The 19,653-nt window shown below is 35.3% G+C and carries 14 protein-coding genes and 1 pseudogene; 10 read left to right on the top strand and 5 right to left on the bottom strand.

The annotated features are described in order from the left end of the window. Positions 1-514: 514 nt before the first annotated feature. The 3 genes and pseudogenes from BLE01S_RS21095 to BLE01S_RS07430 all read right to left on the bottom strand — a co-directional run. Positions 515-601, bottom strand: a pseudogene (locus BLE01S_RS21095) (YjcZ family sporulation protein); the annotation flags it as partial. A gap of 580 nt (positions 602-1,181) precedes the next feature. Further along, positions 1,182-1,325 carry a hypothetical protein gene (locus tag BLE01S_RS20960; protein ID WP_169800020.1) on the bottom strand — a complete coding sequence of 48 codons (144 nt, stop codon included), beginning with the start codon at positions 1,323-1,325 and terminating at the stop codon, positions 1,182-1,184. A gap of 306 nt (positions 1,326-1,631) precedes the next feature. Continuing rightward, a complete protein-coding gene (locus BLE01S_RS07430) occupies positions 1,632-2,297 on the bottom strand; it encodes a GntR family transcriptional regulator (protein WP_066139166.1) in 666 nt (221 codons plus the stop codon). 632 nt (positions 2,298-2,929) lie between these two features. On the opposite strand from BLE01S_RS07430, the gene BLE01S_RS07425 reads away from it, so the two are divergent. The 7 genes from BLE01S_RS07425 to BLE01S_RS07395 all read left to right on the top strand — a co-directional run bounded on the left by BLE01S_RS07425 (position 2,930) and on the right by BLE01S_RS07395 (position 11,865). Further along, complete coding sequence (locus tag BLE01S_RS07425) at positions 2,930-4,408, top strand: gluconokinase (RefSeq protein ID WP_338034312.1); 1,479 nt, start codon at positions 2,930-2,932, stop codon at positions 4,406-4,408. 48 nt (positions 4,409-4,456) lie between these two features. Next, a complete protein-coding gene (locus tag BLE01S_RS07420; protein WP_066139159.1) occupies positions 4,457-5,476 on the top strand; it encodes a zinc-binding alcohol dehydrogenase family protein in 1,020 nt (339 codons plus the stop codon). Between the two features lie 114 nt (positions 5,477-5,590). Continuing rightward, positions 5,591-6,943, top strand: coding sequence for a gluconate:H+ symporter (locus tag BLE01S_RS07415; protein ID WP_066139156.1), 1,353 nt, complete (start codon positions 5,591-5,593; stop codon positions 6,941-6,943). 52 nt (positions 6,944-6,995) lie between these two features. Beyond that, positions 6,996-7,796: an ATP-dependent sacrificial sulfur transferase LarE gene (gene larE / locus BLE01S_RS07410; protein WP_066139153.1), complete on the top strand. Its 801-nt coding sequence runs from the start codon at positions 6,996-6,998 to the stop codon at positions 7,794-7,796. Positions 7,797-8,112: 316 nt separating this feature from the next. After that, the gene (locus tag BLE01S_RS07405; protein WP_066139150.1) at positions 8,113-9,186 is read left to right on the top strand and encodes a GntR family transcriptional regulator; all 1,074 of its coding nucleotides are present in this window, start codon (positions 8,113-8,115) and stop codon (positions 9,184-9,186) included. Between the two features lie 334 nt (positions 9,187-9,520). Next, positions 9,521-11,281 (top strand): glycoside hydrolase family 2 protein, encoded by a 1,761-nt coding sequence (locus BLE01S_RS07400; protein ID WP_066139147.1) that lies wholly within the window; start codon positions 9,521-9,523, stop codon positions 11,279-11,281. A gap of 131 nt (positions 11,282-11,412) precedes the next feature. After that, positions 11,413-11,865: an NUDIX hydrolase gene (locus BLE01S_RS07395; protein ID WP_066139144.1), complete on the top strand. Its 453-nt coding sequence runs from the start codon at positions 11,413-11,415 to the stop codon at positions 11,863-11,865. A gap of 123 nt (positions 11,866-11,988) precedes the next feature. Here BLE01S_RS07395 and BLE01S_RS07390 read toward each other — a convergent pair whose 3' ends face one another. Together BLE01S_RS07390 and BLE01S_RS07385 are read right to left on the bottom strand one after the other, a co-directional pair. After that, complete coding sequence (locus BLE01S_RS07390; protein ID WP_066139141.1) at positions 11,989-13,017, bottom strand: outer membrane protein assembly factor BamB family protein; 1,029 nt, start codon at positions 13,015-13,017, stop codon at positions 11,989-11,991. A gap of 97 nt (positions 13,018-13,114) precedes the next feature. Beyond that, entirely contained in the window at positions 13,115-14,371 is a 1,257-nt protein-coding gene (locus BLE01S_RS07385) for an ROK family transcriptional regulator (RefSeq protein WP_066139137.1), read from the bottom strand. A 402-nt stretch (positions 14,372-14,773) separates the two neighbouring features. Between BLE01S_RS07385 and BLE01S_RS07380 the strand changes: the two genes are divergently transcribed. The 3 genes from BLE01S_RS07380 to BLE01S_RS07370 all read left to right on the top strand — a co-directional run bounded on the left by BLE01S_RS07380 (position 14,774) and on the right by BLE01S_RS07370 (position 19,625). Then, positions 14,774-15,559 carry an SDR family NAD(P)-dependent oxidoreductase gene (locus BLE01S_RS07380; RefSeq protein WP_066139133.1) on the top strand — a complete coding sequence of 262 codons (786 nt, stop codon included), beginning with the start codon at positions 14,774-14,776 and terminating at the stop codon, positions 15,557-15,559. A 151-nt stretch (positions 15,560-15,710) separates the two neighbouring features. After that, entirely contained in the window at positions 15,711-18,551 is a 2,841-nt protein-coding gene (locus BLE01S_RS07375; protein ID WP_066139130.1) for a glycoside hydrolase family 2 protein, read from the top strand. Positions 18,552-18,671: 120 nt separating this feature from the next. After that, positions 18,672-19,625, top strand: a complete 954-nt coding sequence (locus tag BLE01S_RS07370; protein ID WP_066139127.1) for a sugar kinase — start codon at positions 18,672-18,674, stop codon at positions 19,623-19,625. Positions 19,626-19,653 lie beyond the last annotated feature (28 nt).

Raw genomic sequence — 19,653 nt, 5'->3', positions numbered from 1 at the left:
TGGCTTTCACTTTTTGTGAATTGTCTTTAATCTTGTTTTTTCGACGTATGAAGATGACCCATAGTGATTTCTAGTTTTATTATTTGAATGTTATTAATATTCAATAAGGAAGTCAAGTAAGAAAGAAAAAATAGACAGCTATAGACTAGATTGTATGCAATGCGATCTGTTCACTCATGGATAGGTCGCTTTTTACAGTGGAAATATAGTAGGGGATGCCGCTGACACATAGTTTAAGTAACGGAAAATAGGAATTTAAACTATTTACATTATAAAATATAAGCGCCTTTTTAGATTCTAGATGTAATTTTAAAATAGCGGATTTTATTTTTAGTTAAATAAAGGGCTATGGGACTTAAGAATAAGTGAAGAGGGAACAATAATAAGTACGATGAAGCCAAACGTGGAATCTAAAAAAGCGCCCGTTTAGGCGCTCTTTTAGACTTATCCTGCATGCATATTAGGATAAATCTAGTTTTTATGATTCGAAAATCGGAGTGAAGTCCACTCATTATTAATAAATATACGCTGCACCAACGATAATGAGTAGAATGAAAAGCACAACAATTAACGCGAAAGAATTACCGCCACTGTAGCCGCCACCGCCGCTATTATAGCCGCCGCCATAGCCACCACAACCACCGCCGAAGAATCCCATATATGCCACCACCTTTCTATAGGTTAATACAGTTTATGCTAATTGTGGTGAAACGAGCTAGGGAGAAGCGGACATACCAATAAATAGTTGTATTCATTAAATGAAGCGAATGCAAAGACAAACTAGAATTTTTATTTTAAAGGAAGATGCCGATACTAATTATGTACGAAAAATGGAAGTAATAAAAAGATGGCAGATGGATTTAGATTCATTCTAAAAGTCATTTAGTCCAGGATAATTATTGTAAGTCTCGGGAATGAGCAGCAAAATGCAAAATGGAAGATTATAAACTGAGGAGTTACTCTAGGAAGAATAGCATGCTTTCTATGAGGTAGATGTAATCGCACCCAAAAAAAGGTGATGAAAAGAGAAATGACTGTTAACGGATAGGCGTTAATAAGATCTAAAAACTTGAAAAATGTAAGAAGATCATAAACCACAGTTGAAGTTATGTTACTTTTGACCCGACAAACTAACCGGGAAACTTGTACATGTAACAACCTTTTAAATATTATAAAATATTTTAATCAGGCTTCCTAATAACGTTACCAAGAAGAAAAATATCCTCTAAAATAGCAGATTTTAAATGATCTGGTGAACGGTAATATTCATCAAATAAACGGCCCATTTCCCTAATAAATATTATAATTTCATCTGTCTCAGGCATTTGCACAACCTCCTACTAAATACATATTTATTATACAGGATTATATACCTATAAAAAAGTATAATGAACGCAAAAGTGAAAAAAGATTTGCATTTTTTCTGAGGAATCAAAACTTTTGTCAATTGAAGGAAAAGAACTAAAGTCGCTAGGTCTTGTGTTGCAGCACTATAAAAACCCTTCATTATAGTTTATTCTTAAATATCCGAATGTATACATATCCACTCAGTGAAATATAAACTGGCAGCCTATTTTTATTTTTTCGACAACCTGCCAGTTTGTATTTCAAGTTATTTTTAAGAAGGATTATTATTTCATTACTTCATCCCATTGAAGTTTAGCTTCTTTTTTCAAACTTTCAATGTGTAAAGTTAAGGTACCTAAAAAAGTAGGTAAATCATGATGTTTCATTGCTTCATATAAAAGCCAATGATCCTTATGTCTTTTTATCGTACTCTTTAGTGAAGTTGAGTGGACAATCCGAGATAAAGAAACATGTGTATTTAACGAGGAATATATTTCTTTGATTTTTTTATTTGCTGACCACTCAATCAAAGTTGTATGGAATTCCATATCTAATTTGCTATACATCTCAAAAGGAAAAGGGCTGACTTTTAGTAAGGCATCCATTTCTTGCACAATCTGACCCCATTCTTCCACTTTGTCAGCGGATACACTATCCATTATTTGTTGTGCAGCCCATACTTCTATCATTAAACGAGCATCGAGTAATTCTATGAACTCGGTAAAATTTAATTCGGTTACATACGTACCTTTACGAGGGATGATTTCAATTAGTCCATCGTGGACAAGTTGATTAATTGCGTCTTTTACTGGGGAACGACTTACACCAAATTCATCCGCTAATTTATGAATATCTAATTTGTTACCAGGTGTATATTCTCGGCCAATAATTTTACCGCGAAGTACTTCGTAAACCTGCTGTGTTAAAAGGGAAGTTTCAATTCTAGCCACGTTGATATAACTCCTTTGTATTTAGAATAGTACATTCATGTTACTTACGTAATAAGATAGACAATTGTAGCATGAGACATGTCACACTTAATTTAAGTAATGCTTTTTTATATGAATATTAATAATTATATATTTATTAGAGAGAAAAGAAAACCGAATAAATTCAAATTTAATAGATGAAAAAATTATTTTAAAAAAGGATTGACGACTAACCGAAAAGATTGTATTCTTAAAATGTAATATGTAACATTTCACATATCAGTATTAAGAAAGCGCTGCTATGGTATTTATTTTAATTATAGAAAAAGTACCACTTTCTATATGAATTTGTTTATCACTTACTAAATTAATTTTAAAAAATGACAAACAGTGAAAGGATTATAATCAATTCTAGTTAATTGTTAGTTTAGTATAAAGACAATCCTAAAGCATATTATTTAGAATGAAATTAATATACAGGTGTTTTGCAATCAAATGATACGTTAGTCCTGATTGTCATGAAACCGCATACTGTTTTCGTGTCCGGACTGAAAGCGGAGTCATGACGCAGACAACTTAGGTATAAAGATTGTTAAAACATGTTAACTCATTTCAATGTAATAAACTTGCGATATATTGTAAAGGAAGATGAAATGATGAAAAGAGAATTGGTAATTGGGCTTGATATAGGGACAACGAGTGTCAAAGCGGTTATTTTTGATATGAACGGTAAATTAATTGCTGAAGCAGAAAAAATGATTACTACTTATTATCCCTATCCAGAATGGGCTGAGCAAAATCCGTTGGAAATCGAACGTTCTTCTGTACTTGCGATCAGAGATGTGACGAAAAAAGGGAATGTACAAGAGGATGAATTACTCACTATCGGTATTTCTTGTGCGATGCATTCACTTATTTGTACGAATGAAAACTACGAGCCTTTATCAGAAATGATCATTTGGTCTGACGGGAGAAGTAGCGAGCAAGCTGAAAAGATCATGCGAAGAAATGGAAAAGAAATCTTTTTGAAAACGGGTACACCCATTCATCCAATGACGCCTTTTGTGAAATTACTATGGATGCGTGAAAATCAATTTGGAGCATATCAAAATGCGGCCTATTTTATGACAATGAAAGAATTTTTATTGCAAAAATGGTTTGGCGAACGGGTGATTGATTATGCAATGGCTTCCTCTACAGGGTTAATGAATATAAAAACTTTAGACTGGGACGATGAGGTATTAGAAATTGCCGGAATCAAGAGAACTCAACTTTCGAAAATAGCTCCTCCGACGGAAGTATTAATAAATATCCGAGCAGATATCGCTAAAGAAATGGGGATTTCTACCTCAGTACCGTTCGTTCTTGGTTCAGCTGATGGACAACTCGCAAATCTTGGAAGTGGAGCCATTTCTCCAGGTGAAGTGAATGTTTCTGTAGGAACGAGTGGAGCGATTAGGCAATTTATAAAAGGAACGAATGTGAATGAACGATTGGAAACATTTACGTATGCGTTTACGGATGATACCTCGATTGTAGGTGGGCCGACAAACAACGGTGGAATCGCTTTACAATGGTTTAAAGAGTTAATTGAGTTCGAAGGAACGCATGATGAACTCGTTGCTGGAGCAGAGCAAGTGGAAGTTGGCGCTGATGGGATTATTTTTCTTCCATATGTAAATGGAGAAAGAGCCCCATTATGGAATCAACGAGCAAAAGGTAATTTCTATGGATTAAGCATTGGACATAAAAAGGAATACCTAGTTCGAGCTGTCCTTGAGGGGATCACATTTAATATTTATCAGATTGGAAAATCGTTGGAAGCGGTAGCAGGTCCACCTAAAAAGATTAGTGTGAATGGTGGATTATCACAATCTCCACTATGGGTGCAAATAATGGCTGATGTATTTGGAAAAGACATTCATCTTTCCGATACTCATCATAATGCGGCATGGGGAGCGGCGTGGACCGCTTTAGTAGGGATTAAAAAAGTTGATTCTTTTGAAGCGATTAAGAACCATATGCCTATCGAGAAAGTCATTCAACCTAATATAGATAATCATCAAGAGTATAAGAAAATATATGAGAAGTATGAAAAGATCGCGAAAGATTTATCCATTTATTTTACGTAAGGATAATGAATACATGAATAATAAAAAAATTTATGAGGAGTGGACAAGATGAAAGCAGTGAGAATTCCAGAGGCAAATATAATAGAAATAATCGATGTACCAGAACCGCAACTTGAACAAGCGAATGAGGTAAAAATAAAAATAAAAAGAGTAGGGATTTGCGGCTCTGATATGCATATTTATCACGGTACGAATCCGCTTGCAACATACCCAAGAATTGTAGGGCATGAAGTAGCTGGGAAAATTGTTGAAATCGGTTCAAGTGTGAGCAAAGTAGCTGTTGGTGACCATGTAGTAATTGAGCCGATCAGTTACTGTGGGGAATGTTATGCATGTAAAAACGGAAGACCTAATGTGTGCAAAGAGGTTTCTGTGTTTGGTGTGCATGAAGATGGAGGAATGAGAGAGTTTGCCGTACTTTCAGAAAGACAAGTTCATAAGGTAGATTCTGAAATTGATTGGAATGAAGCAGTAATGGCTGAACCATATACGATTGGTGCTCAAGCTACATGGAGAGGCAATGTTCAAGAAGGACAAACTGTATTTATCCAAGGTGCTGGACCAATTGGTATTACTGTATTAAAAATGGCAAAACTTCGTGGAGCAACAGTTATTATTTCAGACTTCACAAACGAAAGATTGACATTTGCGAAAGAAAATGGAGCAGACTATACAATCAATCCATCTGAAGTGGATGTAGAAAGTAAAATTAATGAAATAACGAATGATGAAGGAGCAAATGTTGTTATTGATGCAGTAGGTTTACCACAAACATTTGAATTAAGTGTAAATGTTGCTTCTGTTGCAGGTAACGTAGTTTTACTAGGATTTAATGCAACACCGTCATCGATTGCTCAAATGCCAATTACGAAAAAGGAATTAACGATTACAGGCTCAAGACTACAAACAAATCAATTTGGTAAAGTCGTGGAACTTATAAATGAAAAGAAATTAACCCATAATGGATTAGTTACTCATACATTTCCATTAGATAAAGTAAAAGAGGCATTCGCATTTATTGAAGAAAATCCTCAATTAGTTCGAAAAGCAGTTATTGAATTTGATTAAATAAATGTGCAAAGATATTAAATGAATTTGATGTAACTCGTTGGTAAGCTTAATAGCCAAAAGGTTAAAGGAAGTGCATCGAAGAAAATACACACATAAGGGAGAATGAAAGCCATGCCATTAGTAATAGTAACTTTAGGCATTATAGTTTTGCTCGTTTTAATCATGAAATTTAATCTAAATACTTTTATTTCACTTGTAGTGGTTTCGTTTCTTATTGCATTTGCATTAGGGATGCCTATAAATGAAATCGTAAACACGGTTCAGGCTGGAATGGGTAATACATTAGGGGGAATTGCATTAGTCTTTGGACTAGGAGCAATCCTAGGTAAGTTAATTGCTGATGCAGGTGGAGCTCAGCGTATTGCCATGACATTGATAGATAAGTTTGGCGAAAAGAGAATTCAATGGGCAGTTGTTGCTGCTGGATTTATTCTTGGTATTGCATTGTTTTTTGAAGTAGGTCTTGTATTATTAATTCCGATCGTATATCAAATTTCTAAACAATTGAAAATCTCATTTTTGTGGTTGGGTTTACCAATGGCTACGGCATTATCCGTCACACATGCATTTTTGCCGCCACATCCAGGTCCTACAGTAATTGCTCAACAATATGGAGCAAACGTAGGGTTAGTATTACTATATGGCTTGATCATTGCTGTTCCAACAGTGATTATAGCTGGACCTTTATTTGCAATCGTAGCAAGAAAAATAGTACCATCCGCATTTAATAAAGAAACTGCTGGAAGTATTACATCTTTAGGTGATGCAAAGCAATTTAAATTAGAAGATACACCAGGATTTGGTATTAGTGCATTTACGGCATTATTCCCAGTTATTTTAATGGCTCTTTCAACAATTATTGCTTTAGTGGAAGATGCAAAAGGTATATCAGGTAATTGGTTCTTTGACCTCATTGCATTGATTGGTGCTCCGACTACAGTTATGTTGTTATCTGTACTACTTGCGTTAATCACAATGGGAACTGCAAGAAAAATTCCAATGAAACAGTTAATGAAATCAGCGGAAAGTTCAATTGCGGCAATCGGGATGATGTTATTAATTCTTGGTGCAGGAGGATCATTAAAGCAAGTATTGATTGATGGTGGGGTTGGTGATAGTGTTGCTCAACTATTCGAAGGTAGTACAATCTCTCCACTAATCTTGGCATGGCTTATCGCTGCTTTAATGAGAGTGGCTCAAGGTTCTGCAACAGTGGCTGCTTTAACTACGGCTGGATTGGTTATACCACTGATGGCGGGTACAGGTGTAAACGTAGAATTAATGGTGTTAGCAACAGGTGCAGGTAGTATTATTGCTTCGCATGTAAATGATACTGGTTTCTGGATCGTGAAAGAGTCATTTGGCTTAACGATGAAAGAAACATTTGGGACTTGGACAGTGCTTGAAACACTTATCTCTGTATGTGGTCTTGGATTTGTTTTAATTCTAAGTTTATTTGTTTAAGAATATGCTCAATAGGATCTAAGTTACCAATCTTACGGGAGGAGGTAGGACCATGGTCCAAGACAAATATGAAAAATTAACTTCCATTCTTCAAGAAATGGAAAAGGTAGTTGTGGCTTTTTCTGGAGGAGTTGACAGTACATTTTTATTAAAAGCTGCGATGGATACTTTAGGGACGGAAAATGTGTTAGCTGTGACAGCGGATTCTGAAACTTATCCAACGAGTGAATTGATAGAAGCAAAAGAATTGGCGCAATTAATTGGTGTTCAACATCAAGTGATCGAGACTTCAGAATTGGCTATCCCAGGATACACAGAAAATGATAAAAATCGTTGTTATTTTTGTAGAAGTAGTCTGTTTGATCATTTAATTCCTATTATGCAGGAAAAGGGCTTTGAAAATGTAGTGTATGGGGTAATTGCAGATGATTTAAGTGAATATCGGCCGGGTATGCAAGCAGCAAAAGAGCAAGGTGTGCGAGGTCCATTGCTTGAGGCTAATCTCTATAAGGAAGAAATCAGGGAGCTTTCACGTGAAAGGGATTTACCGACTTGGGATAAACCATCTTTTGCTTGCTTATCTTCTCGGATTGCATATGGGGAAAAAATTACAATAGAAAAGTTAACTAAAGTTGAAAAAGCAGAGGCTTTCTTAAAGTCACTTGATATTCGGCAAGTACGAGTAAGAACACATGAAGATGTTGCAAGGATAGAAGTGGAGCTAGGTGATATGCAGATCGTTTTGGATCATCGCGAACGAATATCTAAAAGACTGCAAGATTTTGGTTATAAATATATTACACTAGATTTAATTGGTTATAAGAGTGGTAGCATGAATAAGGTTTTAACATAAATGACTATAAGATGAAAAGGCTTTGGATAATTTCCGAAGCCTTTTTGGTTATAAGTAAATTTATTACTTTATGATCGCTCTATGTGGTCATATCTAAGCGATTAAATTTAATATTGCTGTAATGTACTCCTTTGGAGGGGAAGAAATACCCTGTTGTCGTTTCACTATGACACTTCCTGCTAGAGATAGTATCTGGCTCTGGAGGAAAATGAATTATTAGTATATCCTGTTAGTATAAGATAAGAGCTTAACTATATAGGAGTAGAAACTTCCAAATTAGGTTAGTTAGTATAAAAATGATATAAGGAGACTTGTTATGACAAATGAACCTTTGTATCAACAAATAATAAGTCATATTAAAGAACAAATTCAGTCAGGTTATTTGCGTTTGGGAGATCGAGTTCCATCTGAAAAAGAATTAATGGACCAATTTCATGTAAGTCAGATTACAACGAAGAATGCACTTAATAGACTAGCAGAAGAAGGAGTCGTTCGAAGAATAAAAGGGAAAGGCACTTTTATTGATGAGAGCGAATTGTTAAGCTCATGTAATATTCAAGTAAATAAATCGAAAGGTATTATCGGATTAATTTTACCGAGTATGAAAACTAGAATTGAACAAGAGTTTGTTAATTTTATAGAAGAATATGTGTCGAAAAAAGGATTTAACTTAATGGTGAAAATTACGCGGGAATCTCAGTTTCAGGAGACGGATGCGATAGAAATGTTTCAGGACGCAGGAGCAATAGGTCTTATCATATTTCCTACAGAAAAAGAATCATATAATGAGACGATTCTTCGCTTAACGCTTGATAAATTTCCGATCGTTTTAATAGACAGATATCTAGAAAATATTCGCTCCTATAGTGTATCTTCGGAAAATGTAAAAGGTACAATGGAAGCAATTTCATATTTATTAAATAAAGATCATAGACATATAGGATTAGTAACCCCACTTATTACGAACACAGTTACAAATGAAAGAGTAAAAGGATTCGAAGAAGCATTTTTGCAAAAGAATTTATTAGTGGACAAGAATTCATGGCTGCTCTTACCATTTAACGAGATTGGTAGAGATAAAACGCCATCACTTATAAAAGAGTTTCTGCAGGGCAAACCCGCTATTACCGCGATTTTTACAATGAATGCAGAATTGGCACAGTATACCTATGTAGCTATAAATGCTATAAAAAAGGAGAGTGATCGGGAGATAGAACTAATTACATTTGATCATCCTGGAATCTCGATACCCCATATTCGCCAGAATATTAAGGAATGCAGTAGACGAACGGTCGAATTGTTAATAGAACAGATATTTAATGAATACAAGCCTAAAAGAATCTTTATTCCTGTAACACTAGAACTTGATGATGGAGATGGGTGTATTTAAGTATTTAAATTAATTTACTAATTAGTTTTTATACTAAGTATACTTTGCGGTTTATTGCTGAATTAACATATTTTATACTAAATGTAGTATATAACTTTATTGTTCGCTGGAATAAAATTCAATTTATAGTCACGATGAGAGTAGGGTGAATCTATGATAATTTTTTCTTGAAGTTACAAAATGCAGAATCTCGATATATTACTTTTAAATAGTAAACGTTTGTAAGCGTTTACCTGTGCATTTTGAACCATCATCCTCATTACAAGAGGGTGAGTAATATTTAATAAATTTTATAATTACAATAGTAAAAGATAATCAAAGGAGAATGAAACCAATGACAAACAAAGAGATACCAAGAAAAGAATATCCAAGACCACATTTTGAAAGAGCAGACTGGATGAATTTGAATGGTGAGTGGAATTTTACTTTTGACAAAAATAATATAGGGGAAAAAGAGCGTTGGTATAATTCCACAAGTTTTGAACAGAAAATTAACGTTCCTTTTACATACGAAACAAAATCTAGTGGAATAGAAGAAGAGAAGTTTTATCCGAATATTTGGTATCAGAAGTTTGTTACAGTGCCTAAAGAATTTGGAGATAAAAGAATTGTTTTACATTTTCAAGCGGCTGACTATATTACAAAGCTTTGGGTGAATGGTAGATTTGTGGGGAAACATAAAGGTGGCCAGGTCGCGTTTTCTTTTGATATCACAAATTATCTTGATGAAAGCAATGGGCTAAATATTGTCGTTAAAAATGAAGATAGTTATAGTTGTTTCCAACCGAGAGGAAAACAAAGATGGACAAATGAAAATTTTGGTTGTTGGTATGTTCAAACGACAGGTATATGGCAAACTGTATGGCTGGAGTTTTTAAATGAGGAAAATCTCGAATCGGTAAAAATAACACCTGATATTGATACAGAATCAGTAGAATTCGACTATACATTTTCAGAAGGGATTATTCATTCCGATCTTACACTGCAAACAACGATTTCCTTCAATAATCAGCGGATTAAGGAAATCACCTTTAATATTGATCGTCAAAACCATCATATAAAAATGAATCTAGCGAGTGAAAATTTTCATTGGAAAATAATGCATTGGAGTCCAGGAGAACCTCATCTATATGACGTAGAATTTACGCTTTACAAAGAAAATGAAATACTTGATCAAGTACAATCATATTTTGGGATGAGAAAGATATCAATTGAAAATGGTAATGTTCTACTGAATAATGTTCCAATATATCAACGTTTGCTTTTGGATCAAGGGTATTGGAAGGATAGCCATTTAACCCCACCTTCAGAGGCGGCAATCATTGAAGATATTGATAAAACGCTGGAGATGGGATTTAACGGAGTTAGAAAACATATGAAGGTTGAAGATCAACGTTTCCTGTACTGGGCAGATAAAAAGGGGCTTCTCGTTTGGTCAGAAATGGCTGCAACATATGAGTATTCGGATGAGTCGGTGCAAAACTTTACTGAAGAATGGATAGAAGTCGTAAAACAACACTATAATCATCCATGTATCATTACTTGGACACCGTTTAATGAATCTTGGGGAGTAAAGAATATATACACAGATGTGAAGCAACAGAAATTTACTGAAGCTATCTACCATCTTACTAAATCGATTGATAGCATGAGACCGGTTATCGTAAATGATGGATGGGAGCATACAATATCGGATATTATTACGCTCCATGATTATGTCGAGTATGGCGACGAATTTTCTAAGCGCTATGCCGATAAAGAGAGAGTTATTAATAATGATATTGCCTTCAATAATTCCAAGCATGCTATGGCAAAAAACTATTCATACGATGGCCAACCAATTATTATAAGTGAGTATGGTGGTATCGCATTTAATAGTGAGGAAGGCTGGGGATATGGTAATCAGGTGGACAATGAAGAAGAATTCCTGCATCGCTATGAATCTATTACCCAAGCTATTAAGGATACAGCATATGTTAGTGGCTTTTGCTACACCCAAATCACAGATGTACAGCAAGAAATTAATGGACTACTCACAGAAGAAAGAAAACCAAAAGTAGATCTTGAAAAGATTAAACAAATTAATCAAAAATGACAATTTGTTTGATGGGTGGATAGAAATACTATTTGGTTTCTATAAGAGTATTTATAAACTTAGATGTCTAGCTATACAATGGGAATAGTCATGTGGAAATATAAAGCAAGGCTATTAAAAGGGTGGATGCGATGGGGTATATGGCGGAGTTAAGAAAGATGGTTGGTTCAAGACCGTTATTGATGTTAGGGGCAAATGTGATTGTCGTAAATAACAATAATCAAATGTTGCTCCAATTAAGAACAGACAATCAATGCTGGGGACTTCCTGGAGGTTCCCTAGAGTTAGGAGAAAAATTAGAATTTGCAGCGACGCGTGAATTAAAAGAGGAAACCGGAATAATTGCTGAAGAACTTCATCTATTTAAAATTTATTCGGGGGAAGAATTCTATTATAAGTACCCCCATGGTGATGAAGTTTATAATGTGACATCTACATATATTTGTAAGGAGTTTAGCGGCAATCTAATCGGAGAAATATCTGAAGTAAAAGAGTTGAAGTTTTATGAATTTAATGCAATTCCTATAAACATCAATCCGCCTGACAGACAGGCAATCATCGATTACATCCAGCAATATCAATAACTCAAACCTTTATAACTAATAAATATCCTAATAAGGTTAACGTTATATATATATTATCTCGAAAAAAGCAGATGGAAAAATCTCTTTTTTCGAGATAATATTTTTCTATTAAGATACTATCGATTAGACGCTTGAAAGGTCTGTCATTTCTAAGCAATCTACTTGTCCTCTATCGCTTAGAATAAGGAGTGTATTATTGTGTATGAGAATATCTACAGCGGCATTCTTTAACTTTCGCTTGTTTAATAAAGCTCCTGTCTCAAGACATAATTGATATACAACACGATCGGCAGTTCCAAATAGAATAGATTGATCCCTAGTTATCGCAGGGGAAGAAATTATCTCATTCGCATTGAAACTCCATATCTTAACTAAATTCTTATTAACCTCTTGATATTCGTAGCACGCGAACAGTCCGTTTTCATTCCCAATATAGATTCTGTTACCTTGAATAAATGGTTTCCGATAAATGGCACCCAACGTATCTAATGAAGCTAATAAATCTCCGCTATGTATATTTAAAATATATAAAGTCCCATTTGCTGAGCAAACGGCAACCGCATCATCTAAAATAAAGGCGCATGAATAACTATAAAGGTCTTTTCCGAAACCCCATTTGAGACGGCCGCTCTGTAAGTCCAAGCAATAAAAGGCGTCACTTGAACCGTGGAAAACAAGATTTTCCTTAATGAGTATATTGGAAGCCACATGCTTATCACTTTGAAACTTCCATACTTCTTCACCGGAGTTTTTATCAATGCAATACGTAAATTTCCCTTGGCCATGCATTTCCGTAAAGATCAGATGATTGCCTCTAATATTGATATTTGGGTTAAGGTTCCTGCTAGGGTCTGTACTATATTTCCAAAGGATATTTTGAGTATAAATGTCAATGCAGTATACGTTCCCATCAAATGATGTGATATATAGTTTATCGTGTTCGATAATGCCGGAGTCTCTGAGTAAATGTGGGATTTCTAGTATAATTTTGTTAGATTGATCATTTAGATCTATACTTAATAACTTACTCTCATAGAACCCTGACTTTTCATAACAAATAGATACGAATAATGAATCACCATAAATAAGTCCATTAGAAATAACGGGCATTCTAATTCTAGGAACTTTAAAATTCCATAATAATTTCTTCATATTATACTCCTTCCATTTTGAGCTAAAAGTAATGCCTGACCTTCATACTTAGTATCTCTATAAAAGTTAGACAGATAATAATAGCACTTGGAATAGCTTAAGGTTCAATTTCGGGAATATTATTTCTTATTTCAGCTAAAGACAACTCGCCTTTAAATAGTTCATTAATCCATAATGTTGCAGCCCCAAGAACATCAGCTTTTCTACCAAGTCTAGATTCTGTAATTTCTAATTTAGCTACATTAGTTATCAAAGCGTGATTATTAAAAGATTCGTTTAATGGACGCATTACAACATCGCCCCCGCGCAATATACCACCTGTAACAATCACTTTTTCTGGGTTAAAAACATTTACGAGTGTAGAAATACCGATACCTAAATAGCGCGCAGCGATTTCTAAAGTAGTTACAGCGAGCTGATCATTTTGTTCAGCCGCTAAATATAAATGATCTAGGGTAATCTTATCGGGGTTTTTCTCCATTTCTGTAATGCTGCTAGGAAACCCCATTTTAATTTTAACGATAATATGTTCAATAATGGACAATTCACTGGAGATAGTTTCTAAACATCCATAATTGCCGCAAGTACATCGTGAACCGTTATCATGAACAATCGTATGACCAATCTGACCTGCTCCAAAATCACTCCCATGAAATAACTTTCCATCGATCATTATACTTGCTCCAATTCCATAATCGATATTTAAGATAATAAAAGAATTCAACCCTTCACCTTTCCCAAACCAATATTCAGCTAAGGCTAATGAATTACAGTCATTATCCACTATAACAGGCAAATCTGTTTTCTCTTCCAGTATTTTTTTTATCGGTATGTTTCTCCAATTAAAATGAGGGGGATAGATAGAAATTCCATTTATAGGATCTACTATACCATGCATGCCAAGGCCTATACCGTTAATTTCTGTTATATTCGTATTTGATTCTTTAAGTAATTGAAATGTTAGTTTAGCAACATATTCCAAAGTGTGTTCAGGAGAAGTATCTTTAGGTAAATTATTCTCTGAGAAGTATACCATTTCACCTAACATATTAAATAATCCGATTCTAATCGATTCAGATCGAATCGTTATGCCAATTACTTTAAACGATTCTTTATTTAATTCAAACAATGTCGGAAATCTTCCTCTTTTAATACGCGATTCTCCAACATTTTTTATTAGGTGGTATTTTTCCAGTTCATTAACGATGTCGGTAACTCCAGGGATTGTTAACCCAGTGATCTTGGATAACTCAGATTTAGAAGCGGTTCCATTTTCCTTTAAGATTTTCATAATTATTTTTTGGTTTAAATGTTTCATTAAGTCCTTGCTAACTTTTCGAGAACTATTAATCATTTATTATTACTCCTTATAACATGGTCATATATATTTAGGTATTTTATAAACTAAGTTTATTATATATAAGGAATAGTATAATAACAATATTTCGAAATCACGGAAAAGAACACATATTGTTCGATATACCTTTGAAATAATAGCACTAATCCACAGGGTGGGGAATAAAGATAATTCAATCAATTCAAACGAGTGAAAAAATAGTTTGACTTTATTAAGGTCACCTTACTATAATGAAAATATGAATGAAAGCGTTGTCAAAAGAAGGGATACCTGTGAAGAAGCAAAAGATAAACTTATTTGTTTTTTAGTACGTGCTTTTATATTAGCATCAAAGCATTTTATATCCGGTTTAACTAGTGGGGCTGTTCAATCTTAAAAATAGAAATGGGGTGATATCCTATGAGGCGTCTTGATGGTCAAGTCACGATTGTAACCGGCGCAGGCCGAGGAATTGGAAAAGGAATTGCTGAGTGTTTTATTGATCAAGGTGCGACAGTTATCATTGCAACTAAAGAATATGAGGAAGGAAAACTTACGGAAAAAGAGTTACGAGATCAAGGAGGCAACGTAGCCTTTATTCAAACAGATATCACATCAGAAGAGAGTATCAAAAACATGATTCAAGAAACGATGCGCATGTTTGGAAAGATAAATACATTAGTAAATAATGCGGGCATTACTTTATTTAAACCACTTGAGGAAGCAACCATAAGCGATTGGGATAAATTAATTAACATCGACTTAAGGGGGCCGTTCTTATGTAGCAAATATGCTTTGCCTCATATGAAAAAGCAAAAGCAGGGGGCAATAATAAATATTTCTTCCAATCATGCCATCTCAACTCTTCCCAATTCGGAAATATATGCGGCCGCAAAAGGGGGGATTAATGCCATGACAAAAAGTATGGCTCTTAGTTTGGGGGAGCATGGAATTAGAGTGAACTCTATTTGTCCGGGGTTTACTGATACACCTCATTATAATCAATGGCTTTTAGAAAAAGAAAATAAAGACCTTATCAGTAAGGAAGTGAAGCAATTGCATGCACTAGGAAGGATTTGTACACCTAAGGATATTGGTAAACTGGCAGTTTATCTATCATCAGACGACTCTTTTATGATAACGGGTGAAAATATAGTGATAGATGGAGGGGTGTCCGCACGATTATACAATTCAGAAATATGCTAGAGGCAGTTGCCTTATATGGTTGAGTTGAAATTGAATGTTCGATATTTTTAAAAGGTCCTTATTAAGTGAAGGAAATAGTCTATTGGGTAACTCGTGAAAGATTGCAGACATAAAAACATATTCATCTATTAAAAAACGGGAGGAATAGAGTATGTTATCTCAAAATTTGAAAGAACAAAAGGAAGTTTTGAAATTAAATGAGGATTGGCATTTTTCACTGGACCCAGAAGATAATATGAAATGGCATCAGCATACAACTGAATTTCCGGATAATGTAATTAATGGAACAAGTTCTTGGGAGGAACAGGGATACGGTATGCGATCATCCCACCAACCAATCGGTACTTGGAAGAAGGATAGAGAATACGAAGGGGTGGGCTGGTATATGAAAGAAGTAAATATACCAGTAGCGTTTGATAACCATAAAATGTCCCTAATTTTAAGAGGGGTACGTTGGTTAACCGAATTATGGATAGATGGGAAGTTTGTAGGAAAAGGTGAAAGTCTCGTTAGTTCCCACCCATTCAATATCACTTCATTTGTTCAAGCAGGAAAGAAGCATCGATTTGTAATCCGTGTAGATAACAGGATGAATTACTCTCTACATGAAAGTCATATTCATTCATACCATACAGCTACTAATTGGGGAGGAATTACTGGAGGGATTGAAATAAAGGCAGAATTACCCTACTCCATGAAGGATGTCAAGGTTCAATCTGATACTGTTCAAAAGAGTGTCACTTTTGATGTGATGGTAGACCGAGAAGGATGCAAAGATCTAAGAAATTGGTCTCTCGTTGCAAAGGTGAATGATTCGAACGGTGGGCTAGTTGCTACTGAATATGCAAATCTGAAAGTTAATGACACAGAAAAAAATATCGTTAGAGAACAATCTATTACTCTCCAACTCGGAGACAATGCGAATCTTTGGTCTCCGCAAAATCCATATTTATATGAAGTAGAATTGATCTTAATGTATAAAGAGGAAGTATACGATAGAAAGTACATTAAATTTGGATTAAGAACAATTCAGACAAAGGGTCAACATATTATGTTGAATGGTAAGGCTACCTTTTTAGCGGGTTATGTAGATTGTTGTATTTTTCCACAAACGGGGTATCCGGTATGGGATGTTAGTCATTGTAGAAAACAGTTCAAAATTGTGAAAAGCTATGGGTTCAATCATGTTCGTTTGCATGGGTGGAATCCACCGGAACCATTTTGGGAGGCAGCGGATCAAGAAGGTATGCTAGTTCAAACGGAATTACCTCATTGGAGCAGACAATACATCTATAGAAATCAGGATGCAAATCAGGAAACACATGCATTTTTAAAACGGGAACTTAAGCGTATGATTGAAAATCTACATACTCATCCATCATTTGTCATGCTATCAATGGGGAATGAATTAATAGGTGCAGAAGGACATCCTCAATTAAATGAATTAGTTAAGTATGCAAGAGAACTAGATGATACCCGTTTGTATACAGATAATACGGGTTTTGGTGAAATACCTGCACATGATCGTGAAGGAGATTATTTTACTCCAACACTTAACTGGCATCCTCCTTATAATAGCGAGCATTCAGCCCTGCCCGATACATCGCTTGACTACGGAGAAGTCACAAGATTGGAGAATAAGCCATTAATTGCCCATGAGCATGGTCAATTTACTATGTATGTTCGCCCAGAAGAAGTTAAAAAATATGAAGGGATTATCAAACCGCATTGGTTGGAGTCAATAAACGAAACTCTTTCTGCTAAAAAGATGGAAGGTCGAGTAGATGCATTTATTGAAGCTACAGGTGCACATTTAGTTCGCTCGTTAAAGGAAACAATGGAAAAAGCAAGAAGAACAAAAGGGCTTTCAGGCATTCAGTTATTAGATATTCGCGATTTTCCAGGCCAGGGGCATGCTACTGTGGGGATATTAGATGTGTTTTGGGATGCTAAAAATATAATTGATCCAGTTGCATTCCGGCAATTTAATGAGCAAACAGTATTGTTAATGAGAACGAATAAGCGGACATACTTCAATGGTGAAATATTATCTGCGGATTTGGAAGTTTCTCATTTTGGTGAGGAAGCAACTTCCGCAGTACTATCTTGGAAATTAGAAGAAGAAAACCAACCAGTAGAAGAAGGGAAAGAACATATAACGATTGTTCCAGGTGATGGACTTTTAGAACTCTTAAAGGTACGTGTGCGAATTCCGAATGGAGTTGGCCGCAAGTTGAAATTAAGCGCTTCAATTATAATCAACGAGGTAATATCTACAAATGAATGGGATTTCTGGACTTTTCCACGACATAAGCTACCTGAAAATCAAGAGCGAATTTGGACGAATATTGATTCACTAAGCACTGTTCTTTATGGGGCTCGGAATGAAGAAACAATTGGCATTGATCATCTTAGTTTTAAAGAGGACAAAGAAGTGGATTTGGTTATTACAGATCAACTGTCAAGAGATGTTCTTCAATATTTAGTTGATGGTGGATCGGTCTGGTTAATGGCCCAGGAAGGTCGCCAGCATGATGAGATCCACACTAAATACTTGCCGATATTCTGGAACTATGTCTGGTTTCCTGAACAAAACGGTACGACGATGGGCATGATCATTCATCCCCATCCAGCGCTGAGTAACATACCACATGATGGGTTCTCTGACTGGCACTGGTACCATCTAGTTAATAATACAATAGCTCTTGGTATGGATCTTATTCCACAAGTAAAGCCGATTGTAGAAGTAATTGATAATTTCAATCGTGCCAAACATCTAGCATATGCATACGAAGTGAAGGTAGGAAGAGGAAAGCTTTTTGTTTCTTCATTTAATCTGGCAAACAGACAAACAATGAAGCGGCCTGAGGCTCATCATTTATTTTTTCAACTAATAGATTATATGAAAAGTAATCAGTTCCAGCCAGAAACTTCATTAACTATTGGTGAGTTACTAGGAATATTTAAAGTCCGATCTTTATTACACAGATGAGTAGCGCTCTAACAATTATTTGATTTACGGTTACTCAGGGAGTTCTTTTCTAGAAAGCTCCCTATCCGGATTTTAGGTGATTACTCATTTATCTTATTTTACTAGATTGGAAGTGAGAGAATGGATGTTATTAGTATTGGGGAATCTATGGTTTTATTTACACCGGAAACGAATGGTCAAATGAGGTATGCTAATCAATTCACTAGCAGGATTGCGGGAGCAGAAACAAACACATTGATTGGTCTTGCAAAGCTAGGTCATCGTGTAGGATGGATTAGTCAATTAGGGCAGGATGAGTTTGGTGCCTCTATTCTTTCTTTTGTTCGGGGGGAAGGGGTAGATGTTACTCAGGTGAAGAAAACGACAGGTGCCCCGACTGGAATCTTTTTCAAAGAGATGATAAATGAAAGCGATGTACAAATCTATTATTATCGGCAACATTCAGCCGCAAGTTTGATGGGGCCCAAAGATCTGAATGAGAATTATATAAAAAAATCAAAATACTTATATATTACAGGCATCACACCTGCTTTAAGTGAATCATGCCGTGAGATGATATTCCAATCAATTAAAATAGCGGAGCGTAATGGTGTGAAAATTGTATTAGACCCGAATATCCGGCGGAAATTATGGTCTGATGATTTAGCGAAAAAGGCAATAGTATCCATAGCCGAAAAGTCTAATATTGTTCTGCCTGGTATTGCTGAAGGGGAATTTTTATTTGATAAAAGAAATGAAAAAGAGATTGCAAAATCATTTCACGATTTGGGAGCAGAGACTGTTGTCGTTAAATTAGGGGAAAATGGCGCATATTATTCAACGAATGAAGAGAGTGGTCATGTCCCTGCCTTAAACATAAAAAGGGTTGTTGACCCTGTAGGTGCGGGTGATGGATTTGCTACAGGTTTTCTTTCGGGAATACTGGAACAGTTACCAATTCAAGAAGCTGTTGCTAGAGCTTGTGCAATAGGAGCAATCGTTGCAACAGTTAATGGAGATGTGGAAGGTTTACCTGATAGAGCAGGTTTAGAAAAACTCATGCATACCACTAATAATGAAGATGTTAAACGATGATGCGATTATATTGGAAAGGAAGAATAGA

It is taken from the genome of Lederbergia lenta NBRC 16444 (assembly GCF_001591545.1).
GTDB classification, from domain to species: domain Bacteria; phylum Bacillota; class Bacilli; order Bacillales; family Bacillaceae_C; genus Lederbergia; species Lederbergia lenta.
The sequence above is the reverse complement of the archived record's forward strand: the minus strand, read 5'-3'. Positions and strand labels throughout refer to the sequence as shown.

Bases quoted from the DNA above. Each gene is read 5' to 3' on its own strand.
- BLE01S_RS20960 (WP_169800020.1), bottom strand. From the start codon at position 1,325: ATGCCTGAGACAGATGAAATTATAATATTTATTAGGGAAATGGGCCGT.
- BLE01S_RS07425 (WP_338034312.1), top strand. From the start codon at position 2,930: ATGATGAAAAGAGAATTGGTAATTGGGCTTGATATAGGGACAACGAGT.
- BLE01S_RS07420 (WP_066139159.1), top strand. From the start codon at position 4,457: ATGAAAGCAGTGAGAATTCCAGAGGCAAATATAATAGAAATAATCGAT.
- BLE01S_RS07415 (WP_066139156.1), top strand. From the start codon at position 5,591: ATGCCATTAGTAATAGTAACTTTAGGCATTATAGTTTTGCTCGTTTTA.
- larE (WP_066139153.1), top strand. From the start codon at position 6,996: ATGGTCCAAGACAAATATGAAAAATTAACTTCCATTCTTCAAGAAATG.
- BLE01S_RS07405 (WP_066139150.1), top strand. From the start codon at position 8,113: ATGACAAATGAACCTTTGTATCAACAAATAATAAGTCATATTAAAGAA.
- BLE01S_RS07400 (WP_066139147.1), top strand. From the start codon at position 9,521: ATGACAAACAAAGAGATACCAAGAAAAGAATATCCAAGACCACATTTT.
- BLE01S_RS07395 (WP_066139144.1), top strand. From the start codon at position 11,413: ATGGGGTATATGGCGGAGTTAAGAAAGATGGTTGGTTCAAGACCGTTA.
- BLE01S_RS07390 (WP_066139141.1), bottom strand. From the start codon at position 13,017: ATGAAGAAATTATTATGGAATTTTAAAGTTCCTAGAATTAGAATGCCC.
- BLE01S_RS07385 (WP_066139137.1), bottom strand. From the start codon at position 14,371: ATGATTAATAGTTCTCGAAAAGTTAGCAAGGACTTAATGAAACATTTA.
- BLE01S_RS07380 (WP_066139133.1), top strand. From the start codon at position 14,774: ATGAGGCGTCTTGATGGTCAAGTCACGATTGTAACCGGCGCAGGCCGA.
- BLE01S_RS07375 (WP_066139130.1), top strand. From the start codon at position 15,711: ATGTTATCTCAAAATTTGAAAGAACAAAAGGAAGTTTTGAAATTAAAT.
- BLE01S_RS07370 (WP_066139127.1), top strand. From the start codon at position 18,672: ATGGATGTTATTAGTATTGGGGAATCTATGGTTTTATTTACACCGGAA.